Here is a 14,069-nt window from a genome sequence, read left to right on the forward strand (position 1 = left end):
GTCGTTGCACCGCTCAATCGTATTCTTGGCCTATGCGTGATGACAACGATATTCACATGGCCGGCACTGCGTTTTTAAAGGGCGTCGGCTACGGTGGGCGTCGGCTACGGTCGGCGCTATCCTTCCCTGCCCTGAAGGACGGGGCTTGCCGCGCCTTTTGGTCAAGTTTCTGAAGCCTACACCAGCAAGACCTATAGTTGGAGTGCCGAGAAGGCTCAGAGGGCATTCGTATGCACCGAGACCTGAATGGCGCATGGGGGATTTTCCTGCATGCTTAGGTAGAACTGCCCTGTTCCGGCAATCTGCATTGGTGAAAGATGCTAGCTTTTTTAGCATCCAGTAGCCCAAAAAGTGCGGACTATGGTCAAGCGTGTGCGGTTGGATCCCATTGCCCAAGTGTCTGAAATCGCCACCAACAGCAATTTGCTCTCGGTACTGTTGCAGGAAGAGCTGAATGTGTTGAAAGAGTGCGGCGGGCGCGGCCTCTGTGCCACCTGCCATGTGTACGTTAAGGAAGGGATGGAGTCTTTGTCTCCGGTGAGCAAGCGGGAGCAGCGCACCCTGGAGGCGATCACCACCTGCAAGCCCAACTCCCGCCTGGCCTGCCAAGCGCGCGTGCTGGGGGAAGGGGTGGTGGTGGAATTGCCTGCCGGGATGTACATCAATGCTTTTCAGGATATCGAGGCGTTGATCGGTCGGCGGGCCGAACAGCCGCTTTTGCACCCTGTAACCGGCGCCATTTTGGTGCAGGAGGGTAAACTGATCACCCGCTCGGTGCTGGAATCGGTGAAAGGGCTGGATCTGGATATCCAAGAAGCGTTGGCTCGGAGCAGCCAGGAGTTTTGAAATTGTGATCGCGACAGCGGGCCGGAGTCCTTTCCCATCCTTTAGGCCAGTTTGAGCCACTTGGCCACCCCATCTATACAGAGAGCATTCTTGGGCCTTGGGCACTCCATCATGACAAGGCATTTTCCTTCCTAATGATGAGCTGATGATGAGATGAGTACCCCTATGCCCCCTGTGTTTCTTGGGATCGATCTGGGCACTTCTGGGATGCGGGTGGTGGCCCTCTCAGAGCAGGGGGAGGTGGTGGCCAAAAGCGAGCGCCAGTGGGATCCCCCAGAGACCAATCCGGGCCGCTGGTTGCGAACCCTGAAAGCCCTTTTGGGACAACTGACCGCGCAACTGGGGGAGCAGTATTCCATTGCAGCTCTGAGTGCTTGCAGCACTTCCGGCACCATTCTGCCGGTGGATGGTCGAGGCATGCCGTTGGAACAGGCGTGGCTGTATTCTGACCCACGGGGCCAGGCTCAGGCCAAGCAATTGGGGATCCCTGCCAGTTGGGGTCTCAGCCGTTGGCTGTGGTGGGCGGAAGCCTATCCTGATCAGTATCGAGACAGCTACTTGGCCCATCCGGCGGACTTTTTGCTGAGCCAACTGGGGGGGCGCAGGCAGGTGACCGATCACACCCATGCCCTCAAGAGCGGTTTCGACCTGGAGGCCTACACCTGGCCTCAGGAGTGGTTGGCGCGGCAGGGCCTAAACCCCAAGCATTTCCCCGAGGTGGTGCCGCCGGGAACGGTTTTAGGAACGGTGCGAACAGACTGGGGGTTGGGGCCGGAAGTGCTGATCGCGGCAGGGATCACCGATGGCTGTGCCGGGCAACTGGCGGCAGGGGCTATTCGCTTGGGGCAGGTTTCCACCAGCTTGGGCACAACCCTCATTTTCAAGGCCAACAGTCCGGATCCCATACAAACCCCAAGCATCTATTCCCATTTGCACCCGGACAGTGCTCCGCACCGCTGTCGCGAACGAATGGTTTGGTGGCCGGGAGCCGCCTCTTTTTGTGGAGGCGGAGTTTTGCCTCATTACTTCCCCGACGGCAACCTGCAAATGCTGGATCAGCAAGCTCAGGCTTATCTGCCCACCGGGCTGGTCAGCTATCCCCTTTGTCAGCCGGGAGAGCGTTTTCCCATTGTCGATCCCCAGTTTGCCGGGTTCTTGCCGGAGGCAGAAGAGGGATCCCCCCGTTTTTACGCTGCTTTGTTGGAGGGGGTAGCGATGGTGGAGCGGCTGGGGCTGGAAACGTTGGCCGCTCAAGGGATCCCAGTGCCAGAGCAGAGCCCGATTTTCACCACCGGTGGAGGCAGCAAAAGCCCTCTCTGGTTGCGCCTACGCGCCAGCATCCTTGCTCGTCCCTTGGCTGTGGTGAAACACCCGGAGCCGGCTGTGGGGGCAGCCATCTTGGCCGCTTCTGCCTATTGGTGCTGCTCTGTCCAACAGGCTGCCGATCGATTGGTACAGGTAGAACGCTATGTTCAACCGGATCCAGAGTGGGTGAAGTCTTACGCAGAGATCTACTCGGTCTTTCACAGCCGCCTGAGCAACCTGCTTTGACATGTTCCCTGCTCTACTGGCTTGCTTCCCCGTAGCGGTAGGGTGAGGATTCTTGTTACTGGTTCCACAATAGCCCTGGCCGCAAAGGACCCCGTCCCGCTTTCGCCAGTAGGTTTCCCCTCTAAAACAGCGATGATGGTTTCCCAGTTGTTCAGGCTACAGACTTATGACTATGTAAGTATTAAGCGGTCACGGGATACAGCTGCCTACCTACGTTTTTTGAGCTTCGTGAATGCTCAGCCGTGGAAACGAGATTCTTTTTAAACGGAAATGAAATATTTTCGTTGCATTGCTTCCTAACTTTCCTTCTCTCCTAACTAGAGAGAAGCTAGGGGTGAGGGTCGGCAGCGAGGTGTCTCAATCTTGTTTGAAGCGACTGTAAAAGCATTCTGACATCGAAAAGCAGGGATCCCCGCTTGGGGATCCCCGATTGGTATGGCCGGAGCTGCAAGCCAAGCTAGGGCTGCCGCCGGAAGCTCTTGACTTCTAAAACCGGCCCTACCTGAGCCACCGTCACCATGTCTTCTCTGATCTGTCCCTGGATGGTGACCTCTAGCCCCTCTTGCAAGAGCTCTTTGGGGGCACGGAAAAGGGCGTAGTGCTCGCCGGAAGGCAGCGTCAGCACCCACACTCCCCCTTCGATATCCAGGAACTGGATGGTACCGCTGTACTCTTGCATCACTGCCTCAGCGCCAGCCCAGTTGCCGTGGATTGAGATTCCGTAGCCGCTTGCGCTCCCAAGTAGGCCAGGCCCAGGCAGAGCAAGCCATTGAAGAGCAAGAAGGAGCGACCCAACCAAGCAGAGGATCCAAGCCATAGCACCCCCTCATAAAACAGGGATCCGGACAAGAGCAGATGCGAGGCCATGCCGATGCACAAGCCAATCACCGCCCAGCGCCAGCGCCGATGGCCCAGGAGCAGCAACATCAACAGGCCTGGGATCAACACGCTGGCAAATAGGGGGTTCAAGGCATTGGTCTGGGCAAAGGCGGTGCCCAACTCCGGCAGGGAGCTACCCGCCAATTGGAAGGGCCAACGGGGGCCACCGACAATCGCCAACCCCTGCAAGGGGAAAAGACCGGCACTGCCCAAAAGCATCCCAGCCAGCAAAGGCACCGTCTGCAGCAGCCGCTTGGGAGCCAGCCACCAGCGGATCAGCACCAGGATAATGTAGCCGCCCACCACCATCAGCAGCTTCGGCACCAGAGCAATCGGGCCACCATCGAACCAGAAGCGTGGGTTGAGGTAGCCATTGTTGTTCAGGTACTGCAGGAAGTCCTTCAACCAGAGCACCAAGGGGTTTTCCTCCTGTTGCCCTGTGGCCCTGGCCAGCGCCTTGGCTGCATCCAAACGACCAGCCCCGTAGAAGTTCTGTTTGTCGCCGGGCACTGGGGTAGCCGACATTTTCAGCACTTCCTCCACCTTGTCCGGGTCTTTGATGCCCTGAGCCTGGATCAGAGCTGCCACACCGGCTACGTGGGGAGTGGCCATGCTGGTGCCTTGGAAGTAGGCAAAGACCGGCTCGTTGGGGTTACGACGATTGATGGTTTGCTGCAGAATGCCGTACTCGGGGTGATCAGGCGTTTTGGCTCCGCCGGGAGCAGAGATGTCCACCCCCACCCCATAGTTGGAGTAGGGGGCTTTCTCCCCGTTGGGCCCCGTGGCTGAGACAGCGATCACATGCGGGTAACGGGCCGGGTAGCTCACCTGGTTGGAGTTTTCGTTGCCAGCGGCTGCGATCACCGTCACCCCCTTACTGTGGGCATAGGCCACCGCCTCCTCCATCAGTTGGGCAGAAGCGCGGCTACCCAGGCTGAGGTTGATGATCGTAGCCCCGTGGTCGGCAGCATAGCGGATCCCTTCCACCACATCCGACAGGGATCCAAAGCCATTGGCATCCAACACCCGTACCGGCATGATCTTGGCCTTGAAGGCAATGCCGGCTACACCCAAGACATTGTTGGTGGATTGGGCGATGGTTCCCGCCACATGGGTGCCGTGGCCGTTGAGGTCTTCCGGCTCCTCATCGTCATCCACAAAGTCATAGCCCTTCACAAATTGGGTTTGGGCCAGGTCGGGAACTCGGGTTACTCCCGTGTCCACCACGGCTACCGTCACCCCTTCCCCTTGGGAGATGTCCCAGGCTTCCGGCATGCGGATGGCCCTGAGGTTCCATTGCTGGGGATAGAGGCGGTCGTTGGGCACGAAAGCCGCCTGGAATTGATAGTTGGGGTGAGCATACTCGATCAAAGCTTCGTCGGTGAGCCGCTTAACCAGCCGCCGCGTGGATCCCAGGTGGTTGGCATCCACGTCAAACAGGTAGATCGCTTCTTGGCGGGCAAAAGCGCTGTCGCTGCTGGGGCGGAGCGTCAAGTGATACTCTTTAGCGATGGCGGCAATCTGACTGGGGGTGGCCGTGTTTACAAAATTGACCACGATGCTGTCGTAGGGGGCGGATCCCTTGCCGCAAGCCGTCAACAGCAAGGCCATCAAGCCGGCGCAGCAAAGACCCAACCAGCGTCTGAATTTCATAATTCACGCCCTCGGGATCCAAAATTGTTGCAACCAGTATGCCCTCTGGATTGACAATTGACGAGATGAGAGCCGGCATGGGGGCAAAATTGCCAAAAGGTGCAACCTTCGCCGCGCAAGAAGGGATCCCAGCCCTGCCGAGAAAGTGCTATGACAAGATGAGCGTAAACTGCCGCCAGAAGGGGGGAATCGGGATCGATGGATAGAGTCTTGCAGCTCATGATCCAGGGTTGGTACTACTCCATCCCCCTGTTGACGTTCTCGGTCTTCTCAGTGGCCTGTTGCATTGAGCGGGTGCTGTTTTGGTGGAAGATCACCCATCGGCAGGAGGAGGTGGTGCAGCAAGCCCTGAGCCAGTACCGCCGCAACCCACGCGCTGCCCAGTATTTGCTGGAGCAAAATGCCGATCTGCCGATTGCCCGCATCTTTTTGGCCGGGTTGGAGCTGAACGAGGCCAGCCCGGAAGATTTTAAGCTGGCTCTGGAAACGGCCCTGGCGGCAGAAGTGCCTCTGCTGAAGCGCTTCAACACTGTCTTCGACACCGTAATCACCGTTGCCCCCTTCTTGGGCTTGTTGGGCACGGTCACCGGCATCATCCAGATCCTCAGCTCCATTCAACTGGGGGATATCGGCGGCACCGATACCCAGGGGGTAGGTCGGGGGATCGCCGAAGCCTTGTACTCGACGGCCTTTGGACTGATTGTGGCTATTCCCACCCTGTTGATTTCCAACGTCTTCCGCTCTTTGTACCTGCGGCAACTCTCTAAGATCCAAGAGTACGGCGGCATGCTGGAGCTGCTGCATCGGCAGCGGCAAGAGATGCAGGCCCAACAGCTTTCCCAGTATTCCTACACCCAATCTAGCCCCAGTGGCAGCTCCACCCTTCCCCCCTACTCCTCGCTTGAGCCCTCCTAACCTATGCGCATCCCCGAAGAGAACTTCCGAGCTGGCGAGATCAACATCGTGCCCCTGATCGATGTCATCTTCTCGATCCTGGTGTTTTTCGTGATTGCCAGCCTGGTGCTCACCCGCTCCGAGGCTCTGGATGTCAACCTGCCGGATGCCACTACAGCTGAAGTTCGTCTGCAGCCGGATGTAACGGTGAGCCTGACGGCGGAAGGACAGATTGCTGTCAATCAGGAGAAGATTGCCGATATCTCTGCTCTGATCCCAGCAGTGGAACGCATCCTGGCCGAGAAGCCGGCTGAAGGGCGGCGCTTGGTGGTGATCAACGCTGATTTGGCCCTCTCCCACGGCAAGGTGGTGGAGGTGATGGATACCCTGCAGCGGGTGCCCAATGTCAGCCTGGCAATTGCCGCCCGCCGCCCCAGCAGTAATCGGTAGCCAGCTTAGGATTTGGGCCAGTTTTGTCAAATATAGTCATTTCAGGTTAGGGTGAGACGCCTAGGCTACTGGTCGCGCCAGCGGGACCGAGTCCTTGAAAAACCTTCTGGCCCTCTGCATTATCGCTCCGCAACGCTATTGCTCTGCAACGCCGACGCGACCAACGTTTGGGGTGTGGGTGCAGTGTCCTGGTTTAAATCGAAATGACCATAGACCCAGTTTTCCGGTAAGCTCATTTGCTAACCCGCTCTCTAGCCTGGGGGTGAGGGGTCATCCTGCGCCCAGCACCTGAATCAGGAGTGCCTTTTGCACATGTAGGCGATTTTCCGCCTGATCCCACACGCGGGACTGGGATCCCTCCAATACTTCAGTGGTGATTTCCTCTTCCCGGTGGGCCGGCAGGCAGTGCAGCACAATGGCTTGCGGATCCGCCCGTTGCAGCAGCTCGGCATTGACCTGGTAGGGCAGAAAGGTGGCCTTGCGGGCCTCGGCCTCAGCTTCTTGACCCATGCTGGCCCACACGTCGGTATAGACCACCTGAGCTCCAGAGACGGCTTCCTGGGGATCCTGCAGCACCAACACCTGGGATCCCTGGGCCAGAGCGCAGGCTTGCTCCACCACTGCCGCATTCGGTTCGTAACCGGGGGGGGTGGCGACGCGGATGTGGATCCCGCTCATGGCACAGCCCAGCAGCAGGGAGTGGGCAACGTTGTTGCCATCGCCGCAATAGGCCAGGGTCAGTCCCGCCAATTGGCCAAAGTTCTCCTGAATGGTGAGCAGATCAGCCAACACCTGACAGGGGTGAAACTGATCGGTGAGGGCGTTGATCACCGGAACATCGGCATACTCGGCAAAGGTTTCCAGCTCCTTCTGGTCGTAGGTGCGAATGGCGATCACATCCAGGTAGCGGGAGAGGACGCGGGCCGTGTCCTGCAGGGGCTCGCCGCGGCTCACCTGCATCACCGTCGGCACCAGATCCAGGGTGCTGCCTCCGCACTGGGCCATGGCTGCCGTAAAACTGGCGCGGGTGCGGGTAGAAGCCTTCTGAAACAACAGCCCCAACACCCGACCCCGCAGCTCCACCCGATAGGGATCCCGCTTTAATTCAGCCGCCTGGGCTAGCAGGGCCGACAGCTCTGCCGGGGTTAGGTCGCTGAGCTTGAGCAGATCCCGTCCGGCCAAGTTTATGGATCCCGCGATCTTCGACCCCGCCATTGTGCTACGCGCCACCTACAGAAACAATAAAAGCATCCCCAGCCCGGCGCTGGTCAACACTCCTCGAATAACTCGAATGAGAAGAGTCTTAATAGTCTTAAATAGCTTGGGCCTCGGCTTAACCCCAGTCTCAGGAGTGCCAGATCTGAGACCCATCAAAACCGCCCCCAACACCGGCTAACGTGAAGAGGAACGAATGACCTCCTGGGCCTGTTGCCGACGGGCAGAGATCTGAGCCTGCAGAGCCTGGATGGCAGCAGCATACTGTGGGTCGGCTGGGGTGGCCACCAATTCTCGGTTCTGGCTGAGCCGCTTCAGATCTTCCTCGGACAATTCCACCAAAATGTCGGGGGTAATGCCCTTGTGGTCGATGTCGTTACCGTTGGGAGTGCGATAACGGGCAATGGTTACCGCCAGCCCAGATCCATCGGACAGGGGATGCACCGACTGCACCAGGCCCTTGCCGAAAGTTTGCGTGCCGACAATCACGGCGCGACGGTTATCCTGCAGAGCCCCCGACAGAATCTCGCTGGCGCTGGCCGAGCCACCATCCACCAAAACGGCCAAAGGTTTATCGGTAAGGGCCGTGTTGTTGGCCGTCAGGCGATCCTGCTCCCCTTGGCGGTTCACCGTCGAGACAATGCTGCCCCGGTTAATCCACATGCGGGCAATCTCGGCGCTGGAGTAGAGCAGGCCCCCTGGGTTGGCGCGCAAATCCAGAACGTAGGCGGCTACCCCTTGTTTTTCCAGCTCGCGAATGGCTTGGCGCATCTTCTCGGCGGCGTTGCCGGAAAACTGGGTAATCCGGATATAGCCAATGGGCAGGCCGTTTTCCTCGTGAACCTCGTAGCGCACGGTGGCCAGCTCAATTCTTTCCCGCACCAAATCGAACACCTTTAGCCCTTCCCCCTCGCGGCGAATGGTCAGCCGCACCCGCGTACCCGGCTCGCCCCGAATGAGGTTGACTGCAGCGTTGGTGTCCATGCCTTCGGTGGACTTGTCGTCGATGCGCACGATCACGTCTTTGGATTTGATCCCGGCCCGGTCGGCAGGAGACCCTTCAATGGGGGAGATCACCACCAGCTCGTTCGTCTCTTGATCCATGCCCAGCGTGATCCCCACCCCGGTCAGCTCGCCGGATGTATCGATTTGCATGCTGGCAAACTGATCCGGATCCAGAAAGCGGGTGTAGGGATCGTTCAGTTTCTTCAGGGCTTCCCGGATGGCCGCGTAGGCATCTTCTCGGGTGGCATACTCTCGGCTGAGCAGATCTCGCCGCACCGCTTCCCAATCCAGGGAATTAAAAGACGGATCCACGTATTCCCGGTTAACAATTTGCCAAACCTCGTCCACCACTTCCTTGGGATCCCGGCGAAACCCCGCCCAACCCGGCATAGATAGCTGCACGCCGACCAGCGATACCGCTGTCATCACTGCAGCCGTTGCACTGACCACAAACCCACGCTTTCTCATTGGCTCTCCTGGAAGGCGCTAAATCGAGGTTGACGAGGTGGATCTCTAATCGTCAGGGAACTGGGTTTCGAGCAAGGGTCTTCCCCTATCCAAACTTCAGCTTAGAAGCATCGAGAGCAAGGAAAGGCTCCCCTGCTGCAGCAAGTGGGATCCGGATTTTGGTAGGCTACAGATAACCCCAACCGACTGTGCCCAACCTAGCATAGGGATCCCTTCCGGGGGTGCTTCTAGGATCACAGTTCAACACAACTTTGTTACAACCTATCATCGCAACCCTTTTCTTCCAAATGGGCACTTTGCCCCCTTTCTGACTCTATGTCCCTTGCCACCGATTGCCCCAGCTCGCTTGCCTCTGCTTCAGACCGCCCGCTGCTGTCCCAAGTGCAGTTGGCCCGCGCTGCTGCCCAACACACGGCCACCTTGCCCACGGCTATTAAGAATGCCGCTCTGGAGGCCATGGCCACTGCCTTGTTGGAGCACCAAGAGTCTATCTTGGCCGCCAACCAGGCGGATTTGGAGCGGGCAGCGGAGATGGTGAAAGCCGGGGAGTTGTCGGCATCTGCCTATGCTCGCCTGAAGCTGGACGCCCACAAACTGGCAGATATGGTGGCCGGAGTGCGGCAGGTGATCCGGCTGGGGGATCCGGTGGGCCGAGCTTTGCTGATCCGGGAACTGGACGAGGGGCTGATCTTGGAACGGCGCACCTACCCTTTGGGGGTGCTGGGGGTGATCTTCGAGTCGCGGCCCGATGCTCTGGTGCAAATTGCTGCCCTGGCGGTGAAAACCGGCAATAGCGTCTTGCTCAAGGGGGGATCCGAAGCTTTGCTCTCCTGTCAAGCCTTGATGGCGGCCATCCAGGCGGGCCTGCAGCAGATCCCAGAGTTTCCCCAGGGATCCCTGCAGTTGCTCACCAGCCGCGCTGAGGTCAAGGCCCTACTGCAACTGGAGGGGCTGGTAGACCTGATCATCCCCCGCGGCTCCAGTAGCTTTGTCCGCTACATCCTGGAGAATACCCGCATCCCGGTATTGGGCCATGCCGATGGCCTGTGTCACCTATACGTGGATCGGGCAGCGAACGTGGACATGGCAATCAAGCTGACGGTGGACAGCAAAACCCAGTACCCCGCCGCCTGCAATGCCATCGAGACCCTGTTGGTCCACAAGGCCATAGCCCCCCACTTTTTACCTCTGGCGGTCAAGGCCCTGCGGGAGAGGGGGGTGGAATTGCGGGGGGATCCCCTCTGCCGCGAGCTGGTGCCGGATCTGATCCCGGCCACCGAGGACGACTGGAGCACCGAGTATGCCGATTTGATCCTCTCTATTAAAGTGGTGGGCTCCCTTGACGAGGCCATTGCCCACATCCAGCAGTACGGATCCCGCCATACCGAGGCGATTGTGACCGAAGATGCCGCCGCCGCCCGGCGATTTCTGGATGAAGTGGATGCAGCGGGGGTCTTTCACAACGCTTCCACCCGCTTTGCCGACGGGTTTCGCTACGGCTTTGGGGCAGAAGTGGGCATCAGCACCCAAAAACTGCCGCCGCGCGGCCCGGTGGGCTTGGAAGGCTTGGTGACTTACCGCTACCAACTGCGAGGGCAAGGACATCTTGTAGCCGACTACACAGGCCCCCAGGCGCGACCTTTTCAACATCGGGATCGCCTGAACAACACCGGCTTAGCTTAGCTGCAAAAGCCGGCTGTACAAACCGGCTGTACAAAGCAGTCGTTCACAAAAACCGTTCTCCTCGTCTTCGCGGCTCCAGGTTGAGGTAAATTAAAAAATAGCTTCGTGATTGCCAAGGGTTGCGCTTTGCGGCGCGCTATGGTGTGACAATGGACTACCGGGTTCCGGGTTTGATGTTATGGGCTTGAGCGCCCTAGATGTAGCGCTTTGCATTTTGGCCTTTTGTTATTTCGATTAGGAGCTTCGCTGGATCATGCCTGTGCGTCTGTATGTTGGAAATCTGCCGGAAGAGGTGGATCGTCAGGCACTGGAGAAGCTCTTTCGCTCTGCCGGTGAGGTCATTTCCACCAAGGTGATCCGGGATCGGAAGACAGGCAAATGCCGCGGCTTCGGCTTTGTAACGGTGAACACCGAAGAGCAGGCGCAGCAGTACATCGAAAAGTTCAACGGCCACAGCTTTGGGGATGTCAACTTGCGCATTGAGCTCGCCCAGCCGCGCGACCGAGGGGAAGAAGGCGAATCCAAAACAGCGACCTCTGAGCCTTCATCCAAAGAGTCCAGAGGTTCCAAAGATTCCAGAGCGTCCAGAGATTCTGAGGCCAAGGGCTCTAAAGAGTCGGCAGAAAACCCTGCCCCCAGCAAAAAGCAACGCCAGCGCGGCAATAAGGGTGGGCGCTCCACCGTCGTCGCCGAAAGTGAGGCAGCCTCTGAGCCGGATCCCCGCTGGGCCAGCCAGTTGCAGCGGATCAAGGAGCAGCTTCTGCAGGTCACCAATTCCTAACCCCCCCGAACGAGTGATAGACACTGTTGGGATCTGACGGTAGGCTGGGTGAGTTGCGACGGCTTTAGGCATGTTTGAGAGGGGGGTTGGGATGCATAGGCTGGTGAGGATTTTTCGCGCTTGGGGGCGGAGCTTGGCCCGGGCTGGACTTTTGTTCGGGCTGGTGGTTCTGCTGGGAGTGGGAAGTGGAGCTCCGGTTTTCCTACCAGCGGCGGCGGCTGCCCCGGCAGATTTGGAAGAGCAGGTGCTGCAGATCATTCGAAAGAACCCCCAGGTGATTCTGGAGGCCGTACAGGAATACCAGCAGCGACAGTACCAGGAGCAGCAGCAACAACAGCAGCGGCTGGCGGAAGAATTTGGCCGTCAACTGCGGGAGAACCCACGCGCCGTCATCGGAGATTCCCCTCGACTGGGATCCGACGCTCTGCGGTTAGTGTTGGTGGAGTTCTCCGATTTTCAATGCCCCTTCTGCGCCCGCGCCCACAGCACCCTCAAGCAGTTCATGGCCGACCACGGGGATGAGGTGACCTTGGTGTACAAGCACCTGCCCCTGACCAGCATCCACCCAGAAGCGATGTCGGCTGCCCGGGCTGCTTGGGCCGCCCAACGTCAAGGTAAGTTTTGGGAGTTTCACGACGAGCTGTTTGCCAACCAATCTCAGCTTGGGGATGGGTTTTATGTGGCCACTGCTGAGAAGCTGGGCCTGAATATAGAAAAATTCAATCGGGATCGGCGCAGTCGGGCGGCAGAACGCGCCATTCAGCGAGATATCGACCTGGCCTCTCAACTGGGCATCGGTGGCACTCCCCATTTCATCTTGAACGGCATTGCCTTCTCCGGTGCGCAGCCGCTGGAGGTGTTTGAGCAGACGCTGCAGCAGGCCAAGCAAGCCCTCTAGGAAAAATGCTCCGCACTGCTATTGAAACAGGTGGTGTATTGCAAACAGGTGGTGCAACGGCTGGCCTATCCTTCTTACCAGCCTCGCCCAGTTGCCCAAACGCTCCGTCCTTGAGGAGGGCTTTACGGTAGGCTCAGGGCAGTGGCAGGGTAGTCAACCGCTCTATTCGCCCAAGCGGGCTGTAGGCTTTGACAAGCCAGTAGGGTGGGGAGTATGTCAAAAGCAGAAACTCACCCAAGTCGCCATTTGGGCCGAATGGGGATCCCCAACGGCAGGGAAGGAGGAGAGCGTTTATGGCGGAAGTGGCTCTTGGCTACTCCACGGGCAGGATGCGGGCATCGAACCCTGCTTCGGCCAGAGAGCGCCGCGCCTGTTCGGCGTTGGCCCGTTGCCGGTAGGTGCCCACCTGAATCACTGAGCCCCGCAGGAAGGCATCAGGGGCAAACTGTTGCAGCTTGGGTAGGGCCTCTTCCCCAGCCGGCACCACCACCCAAAATCCGCTGCCACCTTCTTCCCCAGGAGGAACAGCCTGGGCAGGCGAGGAGGAGACGGGATCCGCTTGCAAAAGAGGCTGAGAGCGGCGCAGATCGGCGGGGAAGATCCCCGCTTCATAGCCTTGGCCGGCCAAGTAACGCACCTGCTCGGCGGCAGCAGCAGGGTCGGCGAACCCACCCGTGCGCACCACCCGCAGGTCATCGTAGATCAAGGGCAGGGATCCCTCTAGGAGTTGTTTTAGCGCAGGCCATTTCTCCCCGGTGGGATCGGCCACCAACACCCAATAGCGCTCTCCTTGTGCTGGGTTGGAGATGGGATCCCGGCCAGCATTTTCTCCTACCAGCGACACCGCCACTGCCGGTAACCCCTGAGCGGTTAGCCAGCGGGCTTGATCCTGGGCCAACGACAGGCGGGAGAAGGTTCCCGTTTGCAAAGCAACCTGGCCGCGGTACTGCACCACGGTGGCTCCTGGAAAGAAGCGGCGCACCCGTTCTTCCAAACGGGGATCACCGGTGGGGTTGGGCACGTGGGTGGCAAAGGGACGCTGGGGATCCAAGGGCGGAGCGGTTGGCGTCGGCGGCACAGAGGCTTTTGAGCTGGCAGCAGGGCGGCTGGGTGCTGCTTGGGCAGGAAAAGCAGGGGGCAGAGGGGGATCCGTCTCTTGGCGGCTCACCACCCGCACCGATAACCCCAGCCGTTCCAGGTCGGCCTGACGGCGTTGAGCATGGCTACGGTTGATGAATGTCCCCGCCAGAATGAAAACCTGCCTATCCCCTTGCACAAAATAGGCATCCGGCACCTGGGTGCGCACCTGAGCCAACTCCGCCGCCCCATCCGCCAGTACATGCACTTGGTAACGGGTCAGGGCCAAAGCAGCCGGCAGGACGTTCCCATTAACGGCGTGGAGCACAAGGGCAAAGGCCGCCAGGGATCCGGCAAAGAGGGCCGGTTGCGCTGGCAACAGGGGTACGGAGCATTTCAGCCAGCCGTAGTCCTGACGGGTGTTGCACATGGGATCCATCTCCTCTGGCGGGATTGGCGGCAACTCAAACCTCTGCATCCGGGATGGAGTCTTTGCCTGGGCCTGCGGGGATCCCCCACAGTGCCAGAGCTCGCAGTTCACCCCCTTGCGGGAAGGACAACTCAAAGCTAGCGTAAGCCGAAGTTTGGGCAAGGCTGTGCCAGGGATGGGCTTGCAGATGCCGCCCACCACCGATAGAATGCTCCGCACTGCCACCGCAAAGATGCAGC

General features: G+C 59.2%; 12 protein-coding genes. 7 read left to right on the plus strand and 5 right to left on the minus strand.

The features are described from left to right. The first annotated feature begins 360 nt into the window (after positions 1-360). Complete coding sequence (locus ACVWY8_RS12650; protein ID WP_414358164.1) at positions 361-846, plus strand: 2Fe-2S iron-sulfur cluster-binding protein; 486 nt, start codon at positions 361-363, stop codon at positions 844-846. 165 nt (positions 847-1,011) lie between these two features. After that, the gene (locus tag ACVWY8_RS12655) at positions 1,012-2,397 is read left to right on the plus strand and encodes an FGGY-family carbohydrate kinase (protein WP_457395411.1); all 1,386 of its coding nucleotides are present in this window, start codon (positions 1,012-1,014) and stop codon (positions 2,395-2,397) included. 457 nt (positions 2,398-2,854) lie between these two features. Here the strand turns inward: ACVWY8_RS12655 and ACVWY8_RS12660 are convergent, their stop codons facing one another. Both ACVWY8_RS12660 and ACVWY8_RS12665 read right to left on the minus strand, forming a co-directional pair. Continuing rightward, positions 2,855-3,076: a hypothetical protein gene (locus tag ACVWY8_RS12660; protein WP_414416660.1), complete on the minus strand. Its 222-nt coding sequence runs from the start codon at positions 3,074-3,076 to the stop codon at positions 2,855-2,857. After that, entirely contained in the window at positions 3,076-4,929 is a 1,854-nt protein-coding gene (locus tag ACVWY8_RS12665) for a S8 family serine peptidase (protein WP_011432456.1), read from the minus strand. Before ACVWY8_RS12665 ends, ACVWY8_RS12660 begins: the two co-directional genes overlap by 1 nt. Before the next feature lie 198 nt (positions 4,930-5,127). Between ACVWY8_RS12665 and ACVWY8_RS12670 the strand changes: the two genes are divergently transcribed. Further along, complete coding sequence (locus ACVWY8_RS12670) at positions 5,128-5,844, plus strand: MotA/TolQ/ExbB proton channel family protein (RefSeq protein ID WP_049749560.1); 717 nt, start codon at positions 5,128-5,130, stop codon at positions 5,842-5,844. Between the two features lie 3 nt (positions 5,845-5,847). Beyond that, on the plus strand, positions 5,848-6,273 hold the full coding sequence (locus tag ACVWY8_RS12675) for an ExbD/TolR family protein (RefSeq protein ID WP_011432458.1): 426 nt from the start codon (positions 5,848-5,850) through the stop codon (positions 6,271-6,273). A 270-nt stretch (positions 6,274-6,543) separates the two neighbouring features. Here ACVWY8_RS12675 and argF read toward each other — a convergent pair whose 3' ends face one another. Beyond that, complete coding sequence (gene argF / locus ACVWY8_RS12680; protein WP_457388713.1) at positions 6,544-7,488, minus strand: ornithine carbamoyltransferase; 945 nt, start codon at positions 7,486-7,488, stop codon at positions 6,544-6,546. 177 nt (positions 7,489-7,665) lie between these two features. Then, positions 7,666-8,961, minus strand: a complete 1,296-nt coding sequence (gene ctpC / locus ACVWY8_RS12685; protein WP_011432460.1) for a carboxyl-terminal processing protease CtpC — start codon at positions 8,959-8,961, stop codon at positions 7,666-7,668. Positions 8,962-9,276: 315 nt separating this feature from the next. Here ctpC and ACVWY8_RS12690 point away from each other — a divergent pair, with 315 nt between their 5' ends. From ACVWY8_RS12690 to ACVWY8_RS12700, 3 genes are all read left to right on the plus strand, one after another. Next, on the plus strand, positions 9,277-10,644 hold the full coding sequence (locus tag ACVWY8_RS12690) for a glutamate-5-semialdehyde dehydrogenase (protein WP_457395408.1): 1,368 nt from the start codon (positions 9,277-9,279) through the stop codon (positions 10,642-10,644). Between the two features lie 253 nt (positions 10,645-10,897). After that, the gene (locus tag ACVWY8_RS12695) at positions 10,898-11,425 is read left to right on the plus strand and encodes an RNA recognition motif domain-containing protein (RefSeq protein ID WP_011432462.1); all 528 of its coding nucleotides are present in this window, start codon (positions 10,898-10,900) and stop codon (positions 11,423-11,425) included. A 91-nt stretch (positions 11,426-11,516) separates the two neighbouring features. Beyond that, complete coding sequence (locus ACVWY8_RS12700) at positions 11,517-12,323, plus strand: DsbA family protein (protein WP_457395405.1); 807 nt, start codon at positions 11,517-11,519, stop codon at positions 12,321-12,323. A 313-nt stretch (positions 12,324-12,636) separates the two neighbouring features. Here the strand turns inward: ACVWY8_RS12700 and ACVWY8_RS12705 are convergent, their stop codons facing one another. After that, positions 12,637-14,055, minus strand: a complete 1,419-nt coding sequence (locus ACVWY8_RS12705) for an SPOR domain-containing protein (protein ID WP_457397163.1) — start codon at positions 14,053-14,055, stop codon at positions 12,637-12,639. Between the last annotated feature and the right edge of the window lie 14 nt (positions 14,056-14,069).

It is taken from the genome of Thermostichus sp. OS-CIW-32 (genome assembly GCF_054060415.1).

Excerpts from the sequence above, each read along its gene's own strand:
- ctpC (WP_011432460.1), bottom strand. The coding sequence starts at position 8,961 with ATGAGAAAGCGTGGGTTTGTGGTCAGTGCAACGGCTGCAGTGATGACA.
- argF (WP_457388713.1), bottom strand. The coding sequence starts at position 7,488 with ATGGCGGGGTCGAAGATCGCGGGATCCATAAACTTGGCCGGACGGGAT.
- ACVWY8_RS12655 (WP_457395411.1), top strand. The coding sequence starts at position 1,012 with ATGCCCCCTGTGTTTCTTGGGATCGATCTGGGCACTTCTGGGATGCGG.
- ACVWY8_RS12650 (WP_414358164.1), top strand. The coding sequence starts at position 361 with ATGGTCAAGCGTGTGCGGTTGGATCCCATTGCCCAAGTGTCTGAAATC.
- ACVWY8_RS12660 (WP_414416660.1), bottom strand. The coding sequence starts at position 3,076 with ATGCAAGAGTACAGCGGTACCATCCAGTTCCTGGATATCGAAGGGGGA.
- ACVWY8_RS12690 (WP_457395408.1), top strand. The coding sequence starts at position 9,277 with ATGTCCCTTGCCACCGATTGCCCCAGCTCGCTTGCCTCTGCTTCAGAC.
- ACVWY8_RS12695 (WP_011432462.1), top strand. The coding sequence starts at position 10,898 with ATGCCTGTGCGTCTGTATGTTGGAAATCTGCCGGAAGAGGTGGATCGT.
- ACVWY8_RS12700 (WP_457395405.1), top strand. The coding sequence starts at position 11,517 with ATGCATAGGCTGGTGAGGATTTTTCGCGCTTGGGGGCGGAGCTTGGCC.
- ACVWY8_RS12665 (WP_011432456.1), bottom strand. The coding sequence starts at position 4,929 with ATGAAATTCAGACGCTGGTTGGGTCTTTGCTGCGCCGGCTTGATGGCC.
- ACVWY8_RS12670 (WP_049749560.1), top strand. The coding sequence starts at position 5,128 with ATGGATAGAGTCTTGCAGCTCATGATCCAGGGTTGGTACTACTCCATC.
- ACVWY8_RS12675 (WP_011432458.1), top strand. The coding sequence starts at position 5,848 with ATGCGCATCCCCGAAGAGAACTTCCGAGCTGGCGAGATCAACATCGTG.